The organism is Paenibacillus violae (genome assembly GCF_032461945.1).
Lineage (GTDB): Bacteria > Bacillota > Bacilli > Paenibacillales > NBRC-103111 > Paenibacillus_E > Paenibacillus_E violae.
Genome location: NZ_JAWCUD010000003.1, coordinates 414,214 through 429,761, shown reverse-complemented (window position 1 = coordinate 429,761; position 15,548 = coordinate 414,214). Strand labels below are relative to the sequence as shown.

The 15,548-nt window shown below is 45.7% G+C and carries 15 protein-coding genes; 14 read left to right on the top strand and 1 reads right to left on the bottom strand.

Going from position 1 to position 15,548, the window contains the following annotated elements; translation table 11 throughout:
* The first annotated feature begins 15 nt into the window (after positions 1-15).
* From RQP52_RS13140 to RQP52_RS13075, 14 genes are all read left to right on the top strand, one after another.
* Positions 16-2,718: a UxaA family hydrolase gene (locus RQP52_RS13140; protein WP_315952004.1), complete on the top strand. Its 2,703-nt coding sequence runs from the start codon at positions 16-18 to the stop codon at positions 2,716-2,718.
* A gap of 32 nt (positions 2,719-2,750) precedes the next feature.
* On the top strand, positions 2,751-3,716 hold the full coding sequence (locus tag RQP52_RS13135; RefSeq protein ID WP_315952003.1) for an aldo/keto reductase: 966 nt from the start codon (positions 2,751-2,753) through the stop codon (positions 3,714-3,716).
* A 41-nt stretch (positions 3,717-3,757) separates the two neighbouring features.
* Positions 3,758-4,603, top strand: a complete 846-nt coding sequence (locus tag RQP52_RS13130) for an amidohydrolase family protein (protein WP_315952002.1) — start codon at positions 3,758-3,760, stop codon at positions 4,601-4,603.
* A gap of 12 nt (positions 4,604-4,615) precedes the next feature.
* Positions 4,616-5,389, top strand: coding sequence for an SDR family NAD(P)-dependent oxidoreductase (locus tag RQP52_RS13125; protein WP_315952001.1), 774 nt, complete (start codon positions 4,616-4,618; stop codon positions 5,387-5,389).
* Between the two features lie 30 nt (positions 5,390-5,419).
* On the top strand, positions 5,420-6,334 hold the full coding sequence (locus RQP52_RS13120) for a fumarylacetoacetate hydrolase family protein (protein ID WP_315952000.1): 915 nt from the start codon (positions 5,420-5,422) through the stop codon (positions 6,332-6,334).
* Positions 6,335-6,431: 97 nt separating this feature from the next.
* Positions 6,432-7,160, top strand: a complete 729-nt coding sequence (locus RQP52_RS13115; protein WP_315951999.1) for a (Fe-S)-binding protein — start codon at positions 6,432-6,434, stop codon at positions 7,158-7,160.
* Complete coding sequence (locus tag RQP52_RS13110; RefSeq protein WP_315951998.1) at positions 7,157-8,674, top strand: LutB/LldF family L-lactate oxidation iron-sulfur protein; 1,518 nt, start codon at positions 7,157-7,159, stop codon at positions 8,672-8,674. The genes RQP52_RS13115 and RQP52_RS13110 overlap by 4 nt, the downstream gene beginning before the upstream one ends.
* Positions 8,667-9,392, top strand: a complete 726-nt coding sequence (locus RQP52_RS13105; protein WP_315951997.1) for a LutC/YkgG family protein — start codon at positions 8,667-8,669, stop codon at positions 9,390-9,392. Before RQP52_RS13110 ends, RQP52_RS13105 begins: the two co-directional genes overlap by 8 nt.
* 399 nt (positions 9,393-9,791) lie before the next feature.
* Entirely contained in the window at positions 9,792-10,328 is a 537-nt protein-coding gene (locus RQP52_RS13100; RefSeq protein ID WP_315951996.1) for an ATP-grasp domain-containing protein, read from the top strand.
* A gap of 34 nt (positions 10,329-10,362) precedes the next feature.
* Positions 10,363-11,973 carry an RCC1 domain-containing protein gene (locus RQP52_RS13095; RefSeq protein WP_315951994.1) on the top strand — a complete coding sequence of 537 codons (1,611 nt, stop codon included), beginning with the start codon at positions 10,363-10,365 and terminating at the stop codon, positions 11,971-11,973.
* 478 nt (positions 11,974-12,451) lie between these two features.
* A complete protein-coding gene (locus tag RQP52_RS13090) occupies positions 12,452-12,847 on the top strand; it encodes a GNAT family N-acetyltransferase (RefSeq protein ID WP_315951993.1) in 396 nt (131 codons plus the stop codon).
* Between the two features lie 53 nt (positions 12,848-12,900).
* Positions 12,901-13,224, top strand: coding sequence for a hypothetical protein (locus RQP52_RS13085; protein WP_315951991.1), 324 nt, complete (start codon positions 12,901-12,903; stop codon positions 13,222-13,224).
* Positions 13,225-13,292: 68 nt separating this feature from the next.
* A complete protein-coding gene (locus RQP52_RS13080) occupies positions 13,293-13,841 on the top strand; it encodes a GNAT family N-acetyltransferase (RefSeq protein WP_315951989.1) in 549 nt (182 codons plus the stop codon).
* A gap of 378 nt (positions 13,842-14,219) precedes the next feature.
* Positions 14,220-14,495, top strand: coding sequence for a hypothetical protein (locus RQP52_RS13075; RefSeq protein ID WP_315951988.1), 276 nt, complete (start codon positions 14,220-14,222; stop codon positions 14,493-14,495).
* A gap of 64 nt (positions 14,496-14,559) precedes the next feature.
* Here RQP52_RS13075 and RQP52_RS13070 read toward each other — a convergent pair whose 3' ends face one another.
* A complete protein-coding gene (locus tag RQP52_RS13070; protein ID WP_315951987.1) occupies positions 14,560-15,462 on the bottom strand; it encodes a helix-turn-helix transcriptional regulator in 903 nt (300 codons plus the stop codon).
* Between the last annotated feature and the right edge of the window lie 86 nt (positions 15,463-15,548).

The following is a 15,548-nucleotide window of genomic DNA, read 5'->3' as shown; positions in this document are numbered from 1 at the left end:
AGGAGCCAGTCATCGATGGACGTCATTTACCAATTTGAAGAAGTAGCGAGACTTCCCTTGCCCGGGGATAACTGCGCCGTTGCGATTCACCAATTGAACTCCGGTACTGTCATTCAGTATGAAGGCCAATCCCTCGTCTTGGATTATACGGTTATGGAAGGCCATCGATTCGCGGTGAAAGCGATTGCTCCTGGCGAAGATCTGCTTTCGTGGCATTTGCCTTTCGGTGTTGCGATTAAGCCGATTCAGCCCGGTCACTATGTGATCAACAAAACGGTACGGGAAGCGCTTAGTGTGCGCCAGTTAACATTCGCGGTGCCGGCGGAGCCCAATTTTGCTGATCAAGTTTCTCCCTATATCCTTGACGAGGAGAACTTCCAACCGGCTCAGGCATCGCCAGCTTATGAGGATACGCGTACGTTCATGGGGTATCGCCGCCATGCAGATCGCGGGGTTGGCACCAGGAACTACGTCGTACTGCTCGGTACCACCTCGCACACGGGGAGCTACGTGAATGAGCTTGCTTCTCGTCTGCAAGGCGAATGGAACAAGGATTCGAATATAGATGGTATCGTTCCTGTCGCTCACACGGAAGGCGGCACAGAGAAGGCGAATAATGTAGACTTGCTGCTGCGGACGCTTGCAGGTTTCATGGTCAACCCGAACGTCGGAGCGGTATTGGTTGTCGATTATGGCAATGAATCGGTTACGAACAAGATGGTTGAGGCTTATGCACGTGAGCATAGCTATCCAATCGATGAAGTGCTGCATAAATTCGTGTCGCTCACAGGCAGCTTCGAAGAGGAGTTGGTTAAAGGTGAAGCGATTGTACGGGATTGGCTGGAGGCGGTTAGCTCGATGCAGCGGACGCCTGAATCCATCAGCCACTTGCGAATCGGCTTGCAGTGCGGCGGTTCGGACGCATTTTCCGGAGTATCCGCGAATCCGCTGCTTGGCTGGGTTTCGGAACAATTGGTGCGCTACGGCGGTGCGGCTAGTCTAGCCGAAACGGATGAGTTGATTGGCGCGGAGCCTTATGTCCTGTCGAAAGTGCGCAACGTGGAAACCGCTCGCAAATTTCTGGAGCTTGTGAACCGATTTAAGGAGCGTACGTCCTGGCATGGCACTAGTGCGGAAGGAAACCCGTCAGGCGGCAACATGTACCGTGGATTGTACAATATTTATCTCAAATCTATAGGCGCTGCCATGAAGAAAGACCCGACAACACGGATCGACTATGCAACGGAGTACGGGGAGCTCATGAAGGATGGCGGTTACTATTTCATGGATAGCCCTGGAAATGACCTGGAGAGCATCGCTGGACAAATAGCCGCAGGCTGCAACATGATCTTTTTTACAACAGGAAATGGTTCAATCACCAACTTCCCGTATGTACCTACGGTCAAGGTGGTCACGACAACTCGCCGCTTCCAATTGCTGTCGAACGATATGGATGTGAACGCGGGGCAGTATCTGGAAGGCAAGTCGATGGATGAGCTGGGCCAAGAGGTATTCGAGTTGGCGATCCAAATTGCCTCCGGTCAGCGAAGCGTCGGCGAGAAGGCAGGCCATGCCCAAGTACAAATTTGGCGCAACTGGCAGCAGAACGATGTGAGTCAGCTGGAGACGCTGCTTCACACTCCTGTACCGACAGGAGATCCGATCGCCATTAAAGATGGTGCTGTAACGACGGCTAATTCAATCCAATTCTCCTTTACTCGGCAACGCAATCGGCAGTCCAGTGATCATATCGGCTTGATCGTGCCGACCAGTCTTTGTGCCGGACAGGTAGCGGGTATGATCACACGGCGCTTGAACGAGCAAGGAGCAGGGAAGCCTGAGGTCTCGCGCTTTGTCACCTTGGCGCACACGGAAGGCTGCGGCACCTCGGGGGGGCCGGCTGAATCCCTGTTTTCCCGTACGATGATCGGCTATATTACGCATCCGATGGTGGAGCATTGCTTGCTGCTGGAACATGGCTGCGAGAAAACGCATAACGACTACATGCGCCATCAGATGGATGTGATGGGTGTCGATGCGAGCCGACTTGGTTATGCCAGCATCCAGCTCGACGGGGGAATTGCCAAGGTGAGCGAAAAGGTCGAGTCCTGGTTCGCCGATCAATTGGCTGCTGCCGAACCTGCGGAGAAGGTGACGGTCGGTCTGGAAGGGCTGCGCATCGGGATTGTAAGCGCTGGTGCCATTAACAAAGAGGCCATCGAACAGTTGGGGCTGCTAACCAAGATGATTGTCGGGGCCGGAGGCTTGGTCGTCGTTCCCGAGAACAGCGGATTGCTTACCGAGGACGGATTCAGTCAGCCTTTATTTGGCTCGTCTCCAGTTCGGCCGTCCATTGCCTATGGGGAACACGTCCGCCGACACGGCTTCCACGTGATGGAGACGCCAACAACGCATGGCGTGGAGACGATTACAGGACTCGCCGCCACAGGTGTGGAGTTAATCATCGCGCTGATCGGTGATCGTCCGATTCAGGCGCATCCTTTCGTCCCCATGCTGCAAGTGACTTGGGAACAGGCCGATCTGCCTAACCATAAGCAAGATGTCGATTTGGTACTCGAGGGCAACCCGAGCTGCTGGGTGAATCAACTTCTTGAGCGCAGCAAAGAAATTCTGGAGCATACTTATGTACCGCGTCTCTATCAGCAAGGTAATATCGATTTTCAAATGACACGAGGCTTTTTGGGTGTGTCGTTATAATACAGACAATATCAGAAAGCGAGGAATACGCCATGACGAACGCATTATTATCCAAAAGACCGCTTGGCAGTACGGGCTTACTCATATCTCCGCTATGTTTTGGAGCCGCTCCGCTTGGAGATATGCCGGAAACCTTTCAATACAGCACGTCGGAGGAACAAGCATTAATGACGTTGCGCACAGCCTTCGAAAGCCCAATCAACTTTCTGGATACGGCTGCGGCTTACGGCGAAGGCGAGAGCGAACGGCGAATCGGTAAGGCCATTCATGCGAATGGTGGTCTTCCCGCAGGTTACGTGTTGGCCACCAAAGCCGACCGGGACCTTAAGACCGGCGACTTTAGCGGCGAACAGATTAAACGTTCCATTGAAGGAAGCCTCGAACGACTAGGACTTGATCGTCTGCAATACGTTTACATCCACGATCCTGAACATACCACCTTCGAGAATGTGATGGGACCCGGCGGACCGTTAGAAGTACTGCAAAAGTTTCAAGAGCAGGGGGTCATCGATCACATCGGGATATCCGGTGGACCGATCGATATGCTCATTCGTTATGTCGAAACGGGAGCGTTTAGTAGCGTTGAAACCCACAATCGATATACGCTGCTCAACCGGGCTGCCGAACCTTTGCTTGATGTTGCGAGTCGTATGGGCGTTGCGGTTATTAACGCTGCTCCTTATGGCAGCGGCATACTCGCTAAAGGTCCGGAAGCATACGCACGTTATGCCTATAGCGAGGCCCCGCCACTCTTATTAGAAAGAGCGCGTAATTTCGCCAAGGTTTGCTTGGAATACGATGTTCCGCTTGCCGCAGCCGCCCTTCAATTTTCACTTCGCGACCCGCGAATCGCAAGTACGGTCGTCGGCATGAGTAAACCGGAACGGATAGCCCAAACGTTGGAACTCGCGAATTACCCGATTGCCTCTGAGCTATGGCCGGCGCTTGATGCCTTTGGCTATGATATGGAAGATCCCGAAGAGAATCGTTTTGCTTAGAGTACCGAGTGAGATAAGTTCAAACAAAGGAGCTTCCGCCCATGATCATAGACGCCCATCAGCATTTCTGGAATTTGGAGAAGGTTGCCTACCCTTGGTTGGATCCGTCTTACGGATCGATATGCCGCAGCATTGAAGCGGATGAGTTGGAACCACTGATTCGCAAGGCGGGTATTAACAAAACGGTCATCGTGCAAGCTATGAACTCTTATGAGGATACCGAATATATGTTAAAGGTAGCCGCCGAAAGAGAATGGGTAGGCGCGGTTGTTGGCTGGGTACCTTTGAACATTCCGAAAGTGGCGGATAAAAAGCTGCAGGCATATGCCGCCAATCCTTACTTCAAAGGGGTTCGCCATCTGATTCACGAAGAGAAGGATCCAGATTGGGTCATCCGTGATTCGGTGATGGAGGGACTCCAGATTCTCTCTTCTTTCGGCTTGACCTTCGATATCGTGGGGGTGTTCCCGAATCATTTGAAACATATCCCTTATTTGGCTGAGCAAATACCGGATCTTAGAATGGTCATAGACCACTTCGCCAAACCACCGATCAAGGAAAAGCAAATGGGAGCATGGGCGGACCAATTTGCTGCTGCGGCTCAGTACCCGAACGTGTATGCCAAGGTATCTGGCTTGAATACGGCAGCGGATTGGCATACGTGGAACTCAGAAGATTTGAGACCCTATATCGACTATGCGTTAACGCATTTTGGGGCGGATCGCCTTATGTTTGGAAGCGATTGGCCAGTAGCCAACTTGGCGGGGGACTTTGAGAAAGTCTGGGAGCAAACCAATCAGGCAATTGCCGATTATTCGGAAGATGAAAGAGCTGCCATATTAGGCGGAACAGCTGCAAAATTTTATGGCATTCAAGCTGAATCATAGAGGAGTGGACGTATGCGATTACAAGATAAGATAGCTTTAATCACGGGAGCTGGGTCAGGTATCGGGAAAAGCACGGCTTTGCTTTTTGCACAAGAAGGCGCGACGGTTATCGTGAACGACTTGGATGAAATCAAGGGCAAAGAAACCGTGAGCGAAATTAAGGACAAGGGTGGCGAAGCGCTATTTCTCCACGCGGATGTAACAAATTCTGAGCACGTCAAGACGATGGTGGAAGCGGCTATTGCTGAATTTGGACGCATCGACGTTCTGTTTAACAATGCCGGAATCAGTGGCGTCGGAGCTGTGCATGAAATTGAGCCGGAAGCTTGGGACCGGATTATGAGCATTAACGTAAAAGGCGTGTTCCTGCCTTCGAAATATGTGTTGCCCTACATGATGGAGCGTAAAGCAGGCTCAATTATCAACATGTCCTCGTGCGTAGCGGAAATTGGACTTGCGCGCAGAGTTTCTTATGCTGCAACGAAGGGAGCCGTACTTGCTTTAACCAAATCGATGCAGGTTGATTATGCAGCCTACAACATCCGGGTGAATGCGCTTCTGCCGGGTACGATCTTTACACCGTTCGTAGAGAACTATTTGAAGACTTCCTATGACGATCCTACAGCTGCCATCGAATCCTTAAAACAACGCCAGCTCAGCGGTGAACTGGGCAAGTCAGAGGATGTTGCTAAGGCGGCATTGTTCTTGGCATCTGATGATTCCAAGTTTATGATGGGTTCTCCGCTCTACATTGACGGTGGTGTTGTTTTCGGCAAGAACGCCTAACAATAGCTAGATGGAGGAGAATATTTACGAATGAAACTACTGACATTTAACGACAACGGCCAATTTAAGCTTGGTATTAAAACGGAAAAGGGCATTTTGGATGTCGCCGCAGCCATCGAAGGAATGGCTTCGGACCAAATGAGCAGCTTGTCAACCACGCTACATGCTGTCATAGAAGGCGGAACGGCGGCGGTTGCGCAGCTGCAGCGTCTTGTGAACCTCGTGATGGAAGCAGGCTCAGAGGGAGAAGCATATTTGCTGGATGAGACTCACATTCAATATGGACCCTGTGTGACGAACCCAAGCAAAATCATTTGTGTAGGGCTTAACTATCGCAAGCATGCTGAAGAAACCAATGCGCCGATTCCGGAGTATCCGATTCTTTTTAATAAATTTTCGAACACGTTAACTGGACATGGTGCTGAAGTTCCACTGCCGGAGAAAGTGTCGTCGCAAGTTGATTACGAAGCAGAGCTTGTGATTGTGATGGGTAAAAAAGCTAAATATGTGGAGAAGGAGCATGCATTAGATCAAGTATTCGGCTATTGCAATGTGAATGACTTGTCCGCGCGAGATTTGCAAATGAGAACGCAGCAATGGCTGCTTGGTAAATCATGCGATGGCTTCAGCCCGTTAGGACCATTCCTTGTTACCGCAGATGAAGTAGGAGATCCGAACAATCTGGATATTCGCTGTATCGTCAACGGTGAGGTTAGACAGCATTCCCATACATCCGATATGATTTTTTATTGCAACGAGATTGTCAGCTACATCTCTCAACACATGACCTTGCTTCCAGGTGACATTATCCTAACAGGAACGCCTGCCGGCGTTGTGTTAGGTTATCCGAAGGAGAAGCAGTTCTATTTAAAACCGGGAGATGTTGTAACCATAGAGATTGAAAAATTGGGTTCGTTAACCAATACGATGGTTGCTGAGAAATAGTAGAATAAATAGTAAGAACCTCGATCGTTGAGGTTCTTTTACTTTACATATCTGACAATCTGATAGAGATATAGTTCATAAAGATGAGAGGTGCACCATGAAAGTATCATTATTTATTACTTGTCTTAGCGATGCCATTTATCCCCGAGTAGGAGAAGCGATGGTGCGGCTTTTAGCCAACTATGGGGTTCAGTTGGAGTTTCCAAACGTTCAAACTTGCTGCGGTCAACCGGCTTATAACAGCGGGTATTGGGATGAAGCACGCATAACAGCCAAAACCATTCTCAAAGCATTTGAAGATAGCGATTTTGTTATCTCTCCTTCGGGTTCATGCACCTACATGATTCATCACTATCCGAATCTCTTTCAAGATGATCCTGTTAATTTGGAGAAAGCGATAGAGCTTCAGAGAAAAACTTATGAGTTTACTCAGTTCCTTGTGCAGGTGTTGGGGGTTACTGATCTGGGGGCGGTGTTTCCTCATAAAGTCACCTATCATCCATCCTGCCACGGAAGCAGGCTTCTTGGTGTCAAAGATGAGCCGTTGGAATTACTGAAAAACGTCCAAGGTTTACAATTTGTTCCGCTTCCTTTTGCTGAAGATTGCTGCGGGTTCGGCGGGACTTTTGCTGTAAAGATGGCCGACATTTCAGGAGCTATGGTCTCAGAGAAAGTGAATCATGTGAGAGAAACGGAAGCGGAAGTTCTCGTCGGTCTCGATATGGCATGCTTAATGAATATCGCTGGCAACCTGCGCTTTCGAAATGAACCCGTTAAAGTGATGCACTTGGCAGAGCTGCTGCATGAAGGAGTGAATCGGGCTTGAGTACGACTAATTCTGCTGCTTCGAGCGTTAAAGAACGTGCGGATCTGGCGCTTAACGATGAGTTTTTGCGCAATGCTGTGCGCTTCACGACTGAGCGTCTGCGCGGAGGTAAGAAGAAAGCTGCTGAAGAACATGGCAATTGGGATGAGTGGAGAGAAAGAGGTCGACAAATCCGGCTGCACACGATTGCTCATCTGGATTATTATTTAAATTTGTTTGCGGATAACGCTCGTGCTAATGGAGTTCATGTCCATTTCGCTGATACATCGGCTGATGCGGTGAAAATTGCTCTGGCGATTGCGGAACGTAAATCTGCAAAGTCGGTTGTAAAATCAAAGTCAATGGTAACCGAAGAGCTTCATCTAAATCACGCGCTTGAATCTATCGGGATAGAAGCTATCGAGTCGGATTTAGGTGAGTATATCATTCAACTCGCGGGAGAAACGCCTTCCCATATTATCATTCCGGCCATTCATAAGAACAGATACCAAATTGCGGATTTGCTCTCCAAAGAAGCGGGAGAGACGCTGCCTCCGGATACTTCGATTCTAGCAGGTTTTGTTCGTAAGAAGCTGAGGGAGAAGTTTCTTGAAACCGAAATCGGGATGACAGGCTGCAACTTCGCGATTGCCGAGACCGGGTCCATGGTGCTGTTCGAGAATGAAGGTAACGCCCGGATGGTAACGACAGTTCCTAAGACGCAAATTACGCTAATGGGTATGGAGCGTATTATTCCTTCCTGGACTGATTTGGAAGTCATGGCAACGCTTCTACCGCGTTCGGCGACAGGTCAGAAGCTGACGGTGTACATGTCAGGGATTACAGGTCCGCGAAGAGAACATGATGCCGATGGTCCTGAGGAAATGCACATCATTATCGTCGATAACGGACGTTCTTTGCAGCTGGGAGATCCCGAATTTCAAGAGTTGCTGAACTGTATCCGCTGCGGCGCTTGCTTGAACGCTTGTCCGGTGTACCGTCATATCGGGGGCCATGCATACGGGGGCACGTACAGCGGCCCGATCGGCGCCGTATTGACTCCTGCTTTAAAGAAAAACGTGGCCGAGTGGGACGATATTGCGAATGCCTCCAGCTTATGCGGGGCCTGCTACGAAGCGTGCCCTGTCAAAATCCCTCTGCACGATATGCTTGTTTCTTTACGGCGGCGTAAAGTGGAGAGCGGTCATGGCAATAAGCTTGAAGCGGTTGGTATGAAAGGCTTCTCGGCGGTTATGGGCAATTCGGGCCGTTTCAAAGGTGTGCTGAAGCTCGGTAAGATCGGCCAAAAACTTGTCGTCCGTAATGGAGAGATCCGTACGAAGCTGGGTCCGCTTAAAGGCTGGAATTCGTATCGGGTAACGCCTAGTCTGCCTGAAAAATCGTTCCGCGAGGGGTGGGGGACATTGGAGGCGGAACTGCGCCAAGGGCTGAAGGAGTTGGATCCGGAAGTGCGCCAACGAATGGAAGCCATTGTCAAGGAAAGAAAAACCGGAGGAGGGCATGAACATGGCTGATACGCATCAGGAATGGTTAGATCAGCTTGAAGCGGAGTCACGTGCGAAACAGAAATCATTTATAAATGGCGTCGCTAGCAAGCTTGGTAGAGCACGGGTGACTGAGAAACCGGCTCAGCCTTACCGAGGGGCACCTGATTTCTGGCAAGCCTTCGAGTGGCCTCTTGAAGAGAGAATTGAGAAATTTACGGAAAATTTCCAAGCTGCTGGCGGACATGTCGCTCGTTTATCTTCCATGGAAGATGTTAAACAATTCATAGTGAATAAAGCAAAGGAAATGAGCGCTAAATATATCATCCGGCAAAACCAATCGGAGCTTGATGCTCTTGATTTGGAAGAAGTGCTAAAAGGCACTAACGTATCGGTTTGGAACCGTGAGCCGGAGACTCACTGGAAAGCCCGCGCCGCTGAAGCGGATTTTGGTATTGTGATGGCGGACTACGCTACAGCGTATACAGGCTCCATGACAGTCCTGTCATCTCGGGACAAAGGAAGATCGGTTAGTTTGCTCCCTACAGTATTGATGGCTATTATTCCGGTGGAAAGACTGAAAACACGTTTAGGAGAAACATTGGTTCACTTCGATCGTGCGGGAAATGAGAGCCTGCCTGCGGGTATTCATTTCATCTCTGGACCAAGTCGTTCGGCTGATATCGAGAATGACCTGACCATTGGGGTTCACGGACCCGGTATTGTGTACGCTTTGATTGTGGGGTAAATAAAGCAGCGGCAATCTGGGACTCTGGACTCTTATTCCAAAGGTGAAGCGGGTTGTGTATTTTTGGGATGGGCGAATGATTGAGGTTGGATAGGCTGAGGGCCGGGACTCCGTTGGGGTTCCGGTTTTTGATTTTTTATTATGGCTATGGGATTAAACTAACTGGGAGGATAGTCTTATCTGATTCACGAATATGTAAAACATTTAGGGAAGTATGCAAATGTAACGTTAGTTGAAAATTCTGCAAGTGCAAGATTAAATCCAATATGGGGGTCGAGTCTGTATGCTTCTGATTTTTTTAACAATCCTGATGCATATAAGAATGGTCACTGGTTTCCCAATTCCTATGAAAAGATTAAAGACTATACTCCTTATAGCAATTGGATTCATATTGAAAACATGAAGAATGATTTTGATCAAATCTATAGGAATCTGTCTGAGTTTGGGAGCAAGCCAATTATCATAAAGGACTATGTGAAATCTAGGAAACACGAATGGAACGAATCTTTTTTCATACCGAATGCTTCGGATAGAAATCATGCAACCACTGTCATCAAGAATTTCATTAATCGACAAGGTGAACACCTTAATGAAGGCATAGTACTTAGAGAGTTCGTGAATCTTGAAAAAATATCTATCCATTCCAAGAGTCGGATGCCACTCTCAAAGGAATATAGATTGTTTTATTACCAAAAACAATTTCTTTTTCAATTCGATTATTGGGAAGATATTCATTACGATGATGAGAAACCTGATTTAACGATTTTCAATCATCTTGCTCAGAATATGGAAAGTAACTTTTTTACGATGGACATCGGAAAAACAGATTCTGGAGAATGGATAATAATTGAAATTGGGGATGGGCAAGTATCTGGCTTGCCAATTGATTCAGATATTCTGGGATTTTATACATCGATTAAAGAGCTTAAGGGTTGATTCAAGTAGGGCAGAAATCATAGGAGGAAGAATTGTGGTTCAGGTTAATAAAATAACAGCAAAATTATTTACTGTTTCTTTTTCCGTTATTATTTTTGCAAGTTGCTTTCTAACAGATATAACCTATGCAGAAACAGATAAAGGCGATATACGCCAGATATCCTCGGGTGATTGTTATAATCTAGCATTACTTAAGGATGGAACGGTTTGGGCTTGGGGGGATAATACATATGGACAGTTAGCAGATGGAACAACCGGTAACGGTCAATTTTCAATAAACTATCGAGCGAAACCACAGAGGATTTCAGAATTAACAGATGTCACTTCTATCTCCGCAGGGACCAACTTTGCAATTGTTGTAAAAAAAGATGGAACCGTTTGGTCATGGGGACATGGTCACACAGGACAATTGGGCAATCAAGAGAACATGGAATTATCTCCAATAGACCTGCAAGCAAGGTGGTTAAAATATGATGAAACCAAACCGGTACAGGTGAAAAATGTAAACGATGTTGTCGCTGTTTCTGCAGGAGCATCTCATGTTCTCGCCTTAAAAAAGGATGGAACGGTCTGGGCATGGGGAAGTAATATGGTTGGACAGATTGGAAGTGGGGATTCTCGTACAATCCATTCGACCGCAGCTCAGGTGAGTGGTCTAAGTGATGTCATTCAAGTTGCAGCAGGTATAAATCACAGCCTAGCACTTAAAAAAGATGGAACGGTGTGGGCATGGGGGCTGAATGAAGATGGTTCCCTTGGGACAGGTGGAAGAGATAAAGGAAGTTATCTTCCTGTACAAGTTAAAATAACGAGCAAGGTTAAAGAAATTATGACTCTTGGAAGAGGTTCAAGTGCTGCTATAACCGAGGAGGGATCTGTCTTTCAATGGGGGCCAGATATATTTAAATTGAATGGTCAGAATCAATCTTTTATTCATTCTATTCCGGAGCTAGTACCCACTCTCTCTGACGTAAAGACGATACTGCTTTCCTCTCAGATGAATTACGCGGATCATTCTATAATCATTTTGAAGGAAGATGGATCCATTTGGGGGCTTGGAAAGAATAATCTAGGTCAAATCGGCAATGGCACTTACAAGGATGTGTCGGAATTAACGCTTAATTCTAAAATCAATTCCATAATTCAAATTAGTGGAAACCGTTATTATTATGACGGCACACAAACGGTAGCATTAGATAATAATAGTAACGCTTGGGCTTGGGGGTTCAATCAGGTGGGGCAAGTAGGCCCAGGAGGATGGAGTTTTGATGAACCCATTAAAGTGGGCATACCCTCAATTATTAAAGTAAGGTTGAATGGGGAAATATTATCTTTTCAACAATATCCAGACATAATTAATGGAACCACTATGGTACCGCTTCGAAAAATATTTGAGTCGCTCGGAGCAACCATTCAATGGGAGAGCACTACACAGACTATTTCAGCAACAAGAGGAAATGTAACGGTGAGGCTTTCGGTCGATTCAGAAACGGCATTTATCAACGATGAAAAAGTGCTCCTAGATCAAGCTCCATTAATTAAAAATGACTCTACACTTGTTCCATTGCGTTTTATCACTGAATCTTTCGGCGGACAAGTTATATGGGATGAGAATAACAAGCTTATTGATTTAAAGATACCTTGATTCGTGGCAAGGGTGCATGGGTTAGATTTAGTTAAAGTCGACAGTCTACACTTTTGAGAGATTACTCTTAGGAGCATTGGAGGTTTCTGATATCTTTTTAACTAGTAGAATTAAGTCGATTGTATTAAACCACAAATTAAATTTTCTTGTATTATGTGTATCTTTGTTGGTTGCATTATACTTGTTCTTTTTTATTGTGCCATATGCTGATAAAAAATGGTTTTTGGTTTAGCCTGCAAAAGGAGGCGCAATATTATGGTTAATGATCCCGACATTAATTTTCTTAATAATTGGGCTGCCGATAAGCCTCTATAAAGGCATGAAGAAGGACAGTGAAAATAAAGGTTAATGGTTGTTGGTTCAAAATGGAGCAGATTGCCTCGGACCGGCAACTGTTCCTTTTTTGTTGAAATAACGGGCAGCATTGCGCCAACAATTGCTTCTTAACAACAATGAATTGCAAAGGAGAGATGGTCAATTGAATCAAGAGATAGTCATTAATTTATCGTTAGAGCACCATGAAGTGCCAACTTTAAGAGAGCTAGTGGGTTGGGATGGTAGGCATTCTGATTATCCCATTTTATTTGAACGCTGCAATTTCTGGGCCGGACTTAGGGATGAGAAGAATGAACTAATAGCATTTGGTTATATTGCTGGAATGGGATTGCAGCACGGATATATGGAAGATATTATTGTGCATCCTCAACATCAGAGAAAAGGGATAGGTCAAGCTTTAGTAAAGAAATTACTTCAAGAGGCGGAACGTTTTGGGTTAGAGATTGTAACATTGACTTACGATTCTAAACATACTACGTTTTACTCAGATTGTGGGTTTGTTCCTTGTCCCGGCGGAGTCTGGAGGAGAAAGGACTAAACGCAGATAACTCCTAAATAAACAATCAGAATAAAGAAACGAGGATTAAATTGATGAATACTGAAGAAGATCAGTTTCTAACTTACATAGGTGATTTTAGGATACATGATAGTAAAATCGAGTGTATTTACTGGGAGGACAATATCCTCTCGGTAACTTTAAAAGGTTATGAAGGAGGTGCAATATTAATAAAGTTCACTGGAGTGCAAACCGTTAATTCCAACAGACCACTCGGAATGATGCTTTATGCAATCAGTGAGATGAGTAAGAGCGGGCCTTATCGTAAGTTTCTCTTTGCAAACTGGCGTGACGATGACGATGCTTCTCTTGAAATCATTTCTGAAGACGTAGAGGTTCTGTATTCAAATAATGGGTAACGCTAACGGGAGGAAAATGGGATAATTACAAATAAGATAATAAAAAAGCTATTGAGGAGGGAGATGAAATGAACAAAGTGATCGAAATCAATGAATTAGCGTTGTCTGATATGGATCTAGCTTACCAGGTATTCAGGCGATCTATTCCCAACGCCTTTGAGCAGGAAGGATTGGTAGCGCTCACAGAAGTGATCGCGCGAGAGATCGAAGGCAAGAGACGTATGCTGCACGATGCTTTGTATACAGTGGGCGAAGCGGTCCGATTTCTTGTTGCCCGTATGGACGATAATATTGTCGGCGTCATTTCATTTGGGCCCTGCAATGATGATATTATCAAATGCACCGACGGTCGACTAAAGAATGTTGGTGAACTGGGCAGCTTGTATGTGTTGCCAGAATATCAGGGGCGGGGAATCGGCTCCGCTCTAATTAGAGCGATGGCTAACAAATTGGCTGAACAAGGAATTGATAGTTTTTGTCTGGATAGTGGTTACCGGCATGCTCAAGCTAAATGGCTAAATAAATTCGGTCAGCCTTACACTACTGTGCAAGATTACTGGGGGCCGGGTTCTGGGCACATGGTCTGGTTCTGTAAAGTTGCCAATTATGTGGGCTAGTTTGTAAGTCCAGCATTTTTCGGAGGATGCACATATATCCCGAATCGCTGTACCCATACTCTCCAAAAAATCTATGAAATGAAAAACATACCCTTATTGGTCACATCCGGTTACACACGCTGAACAACCAAGGAATTGTGGGAGGACTGGAAATATTTCACGCTCATCTGAATGTTCAGCGAATGATACTTACTAAAACAGCGGCAGTCAAAGGACATTATTTTCTCGTCCAAGGCTACCGCTCTTTCTATCTTTGGTCCAACTCATCAACCTTAACTAGGAGTTGTATTTGTTAAAATATCCCTTTACAAATGGGCCTTTTCAGATATACTAAGGAATGGTAATTATATATAAAGATGGTTAAGGGGGAGTTTTAAAATGTCGATGGAAACAACAAGCTTTGGGCTAGATCAAAGAGAAAAGGTTATGACGGTGAAAAATTGGCTAATTACTAGCTTAATTTTGATGATCCCAATCGTCAATATCGTCATGTTATTTATTTGGGCATTTGGTGACAGTGCAAACAAAAATAAATCTAATTACGCCAAAGCGAGCTTATTGATGGCTCTTATTTTTATTGTATTATATGCTATTATTGCAATTGCCTTCTTTTCTATATTCGCAGATATACTGAGCAAAAACACTACTTTTTAAAGAATACCAGTACTTGATGGCCTTACGAGAAATCGTAGGGCCATTTATTTTAATATGATGCAGTTTAACGGTTTAGCAGTATCTTCATACTCTTATTCTTGTAGAAATTACTCATATACGAAGAAGGAGATTCCCCTATTACTTTTTTAAAGACACGGCTGAAATAGTAAGGATTCCTGTAGCCTAATCGCTCACTAATCTCAGATACATTGAGAGAAGTGTTTCGCATCCAGTCAATCGCTTTGTTAATTCTTAATTTCGTATGAGCTTCAATAATGCTTAGTCCTGTTTGAGTTTTAAAGGTTGCTGATACGTAACTATAGTTTAAATTCAGATGGCTGCTTAGTTGGGTAGAGTCAAAGTCCTCGTCGATATGCTGTTTAAGAAAAGCCATCACTCGCCCAGCGACAGCTTCGCCTTTGCCTGAATTTTTTGTAGATTGGCTATGTTCCTTTGTTGCTTTGTGAAGTTCCAGAAACATCTGATACACTTGAATGCTTAGTTGGACCATACCATGTTCCTTGGGTTTTCCAAAATCCTCCACTAACAGATGTAATCTGTTTTCTAAGGTTCGATGAAAAGGCGAAGTTCCATGCTTTGGCAGAGGGAATCGGTAGGCATAGTGATCAGGATAAAAGAAGTCGATTTCGGGTAGAGGGGATTGATCTTTATAGGAAGAGTAGTCATCTACAGGTGAATTGAAGTGAATCCAATACCAAGATGTTCCTGGCAAAGTTTCAGGGCGCCCCCAATGATGAAGTCCTTTTTTCAAAAACAAGTGTTCCTTCTCATGAATGATATACTCCACTGTTTCCTCAACGACCTGCATGCTCCCCTTGGTCACAAATACGAATATATCAAAGTCTAATAGGCGATCGTGATGCGTATACACCTCGTCAACTTGATTCCATCCAATATCCCTGATCATGGGAAACCGATCACCAGTTAAATAAACGAACGGATCCATCTTGCATGCCCCCTTACATTGCTTGTACTTAGAATATACCCAAAGAAAGTATATGTAAAATAATGTTTTATGCATTCTTCTCAATA

Coding starts and splice junctions, on each gene's coding strand:
- RQP52_RS13120 (WP_315952000.1), top strand. CDS start 5,420: ATGAAACTACTGACATTTAACGACAACGGCCAATTTAAGCTTGGTATT.
- RQP52_RS13085 (WP_315951991.1), top strand. CDS start 12,901: ATGAATACTGAAGAAGATCAGTTTCTAACTTACATAGGTGATTTTAGG.
- RQP52_RS13135 (WP_315952003.1), top strand. CDS start 2,751: ATGACGAACGCATTATTATCCAAAAGACCGCTTGGCAGTACGGGCTTA.
- RQP52_RS13125 (WP_315952001.1), top strand. CDS start 4,616: ATGCGATTACAAGATAAGATAGCTTTAATCACGGGAGCTGGGTCAGGT.
- RQP52_RS13080 (WP_315951989.1), top strand. CDS start 13,293: ATGAACAAAGTGATCGAAATCAATGAATTAGCGTTGTCTGATATGGAT.
- RQP52_RS13130 (WP_315952002.1), top strand. CDS start 3,758: ATGATCATAGACGCCCATCAGCATTTCTGGAATTTGGAGAAGGTTGCC.
- RQP52_RS13105 (WP_315951997.1), top strand. CDS start 8,667: ATGGCTGATACGCATCAGGAATGGTTAGATCAGCTTGAAGCGGAGTCA.
- RQP52_RS13115 (WP_315951999.1), top strand. CDS start 6,432: ATGAAAGTATCATTATTTATTACTTGTCTTAGCGATGCCATTTATCCC.
- RQP52_RS13100 (WP_315951996.1), top strand. CDS start 9,792: ATGAAGAATGATTTTGATCAAATCTATAGGAATCTGTCTGAGTTTGGG.
- RQP52_RS13070 (WP_315951987.1), bottom strand. CDS start 15,462: ATGGATCCGTTCGTTTATTTAACTGGTGATCGGTTTCCCATGATCAGG.
- RQP52_RS13075 (WP_315951988.1), top strand. CDS start 14,220: ATGTCGATGGAAACAACAAGCTTTGGGCTAGATCAAAGAGAAAAGGTT.
- RQP52_RS13140 (WP_315952004.1), top strand. CDS start 16: ATGGACGTCATTTACCAATTTGAAGAAGTAGCGAGACTTCCCTTGCCC.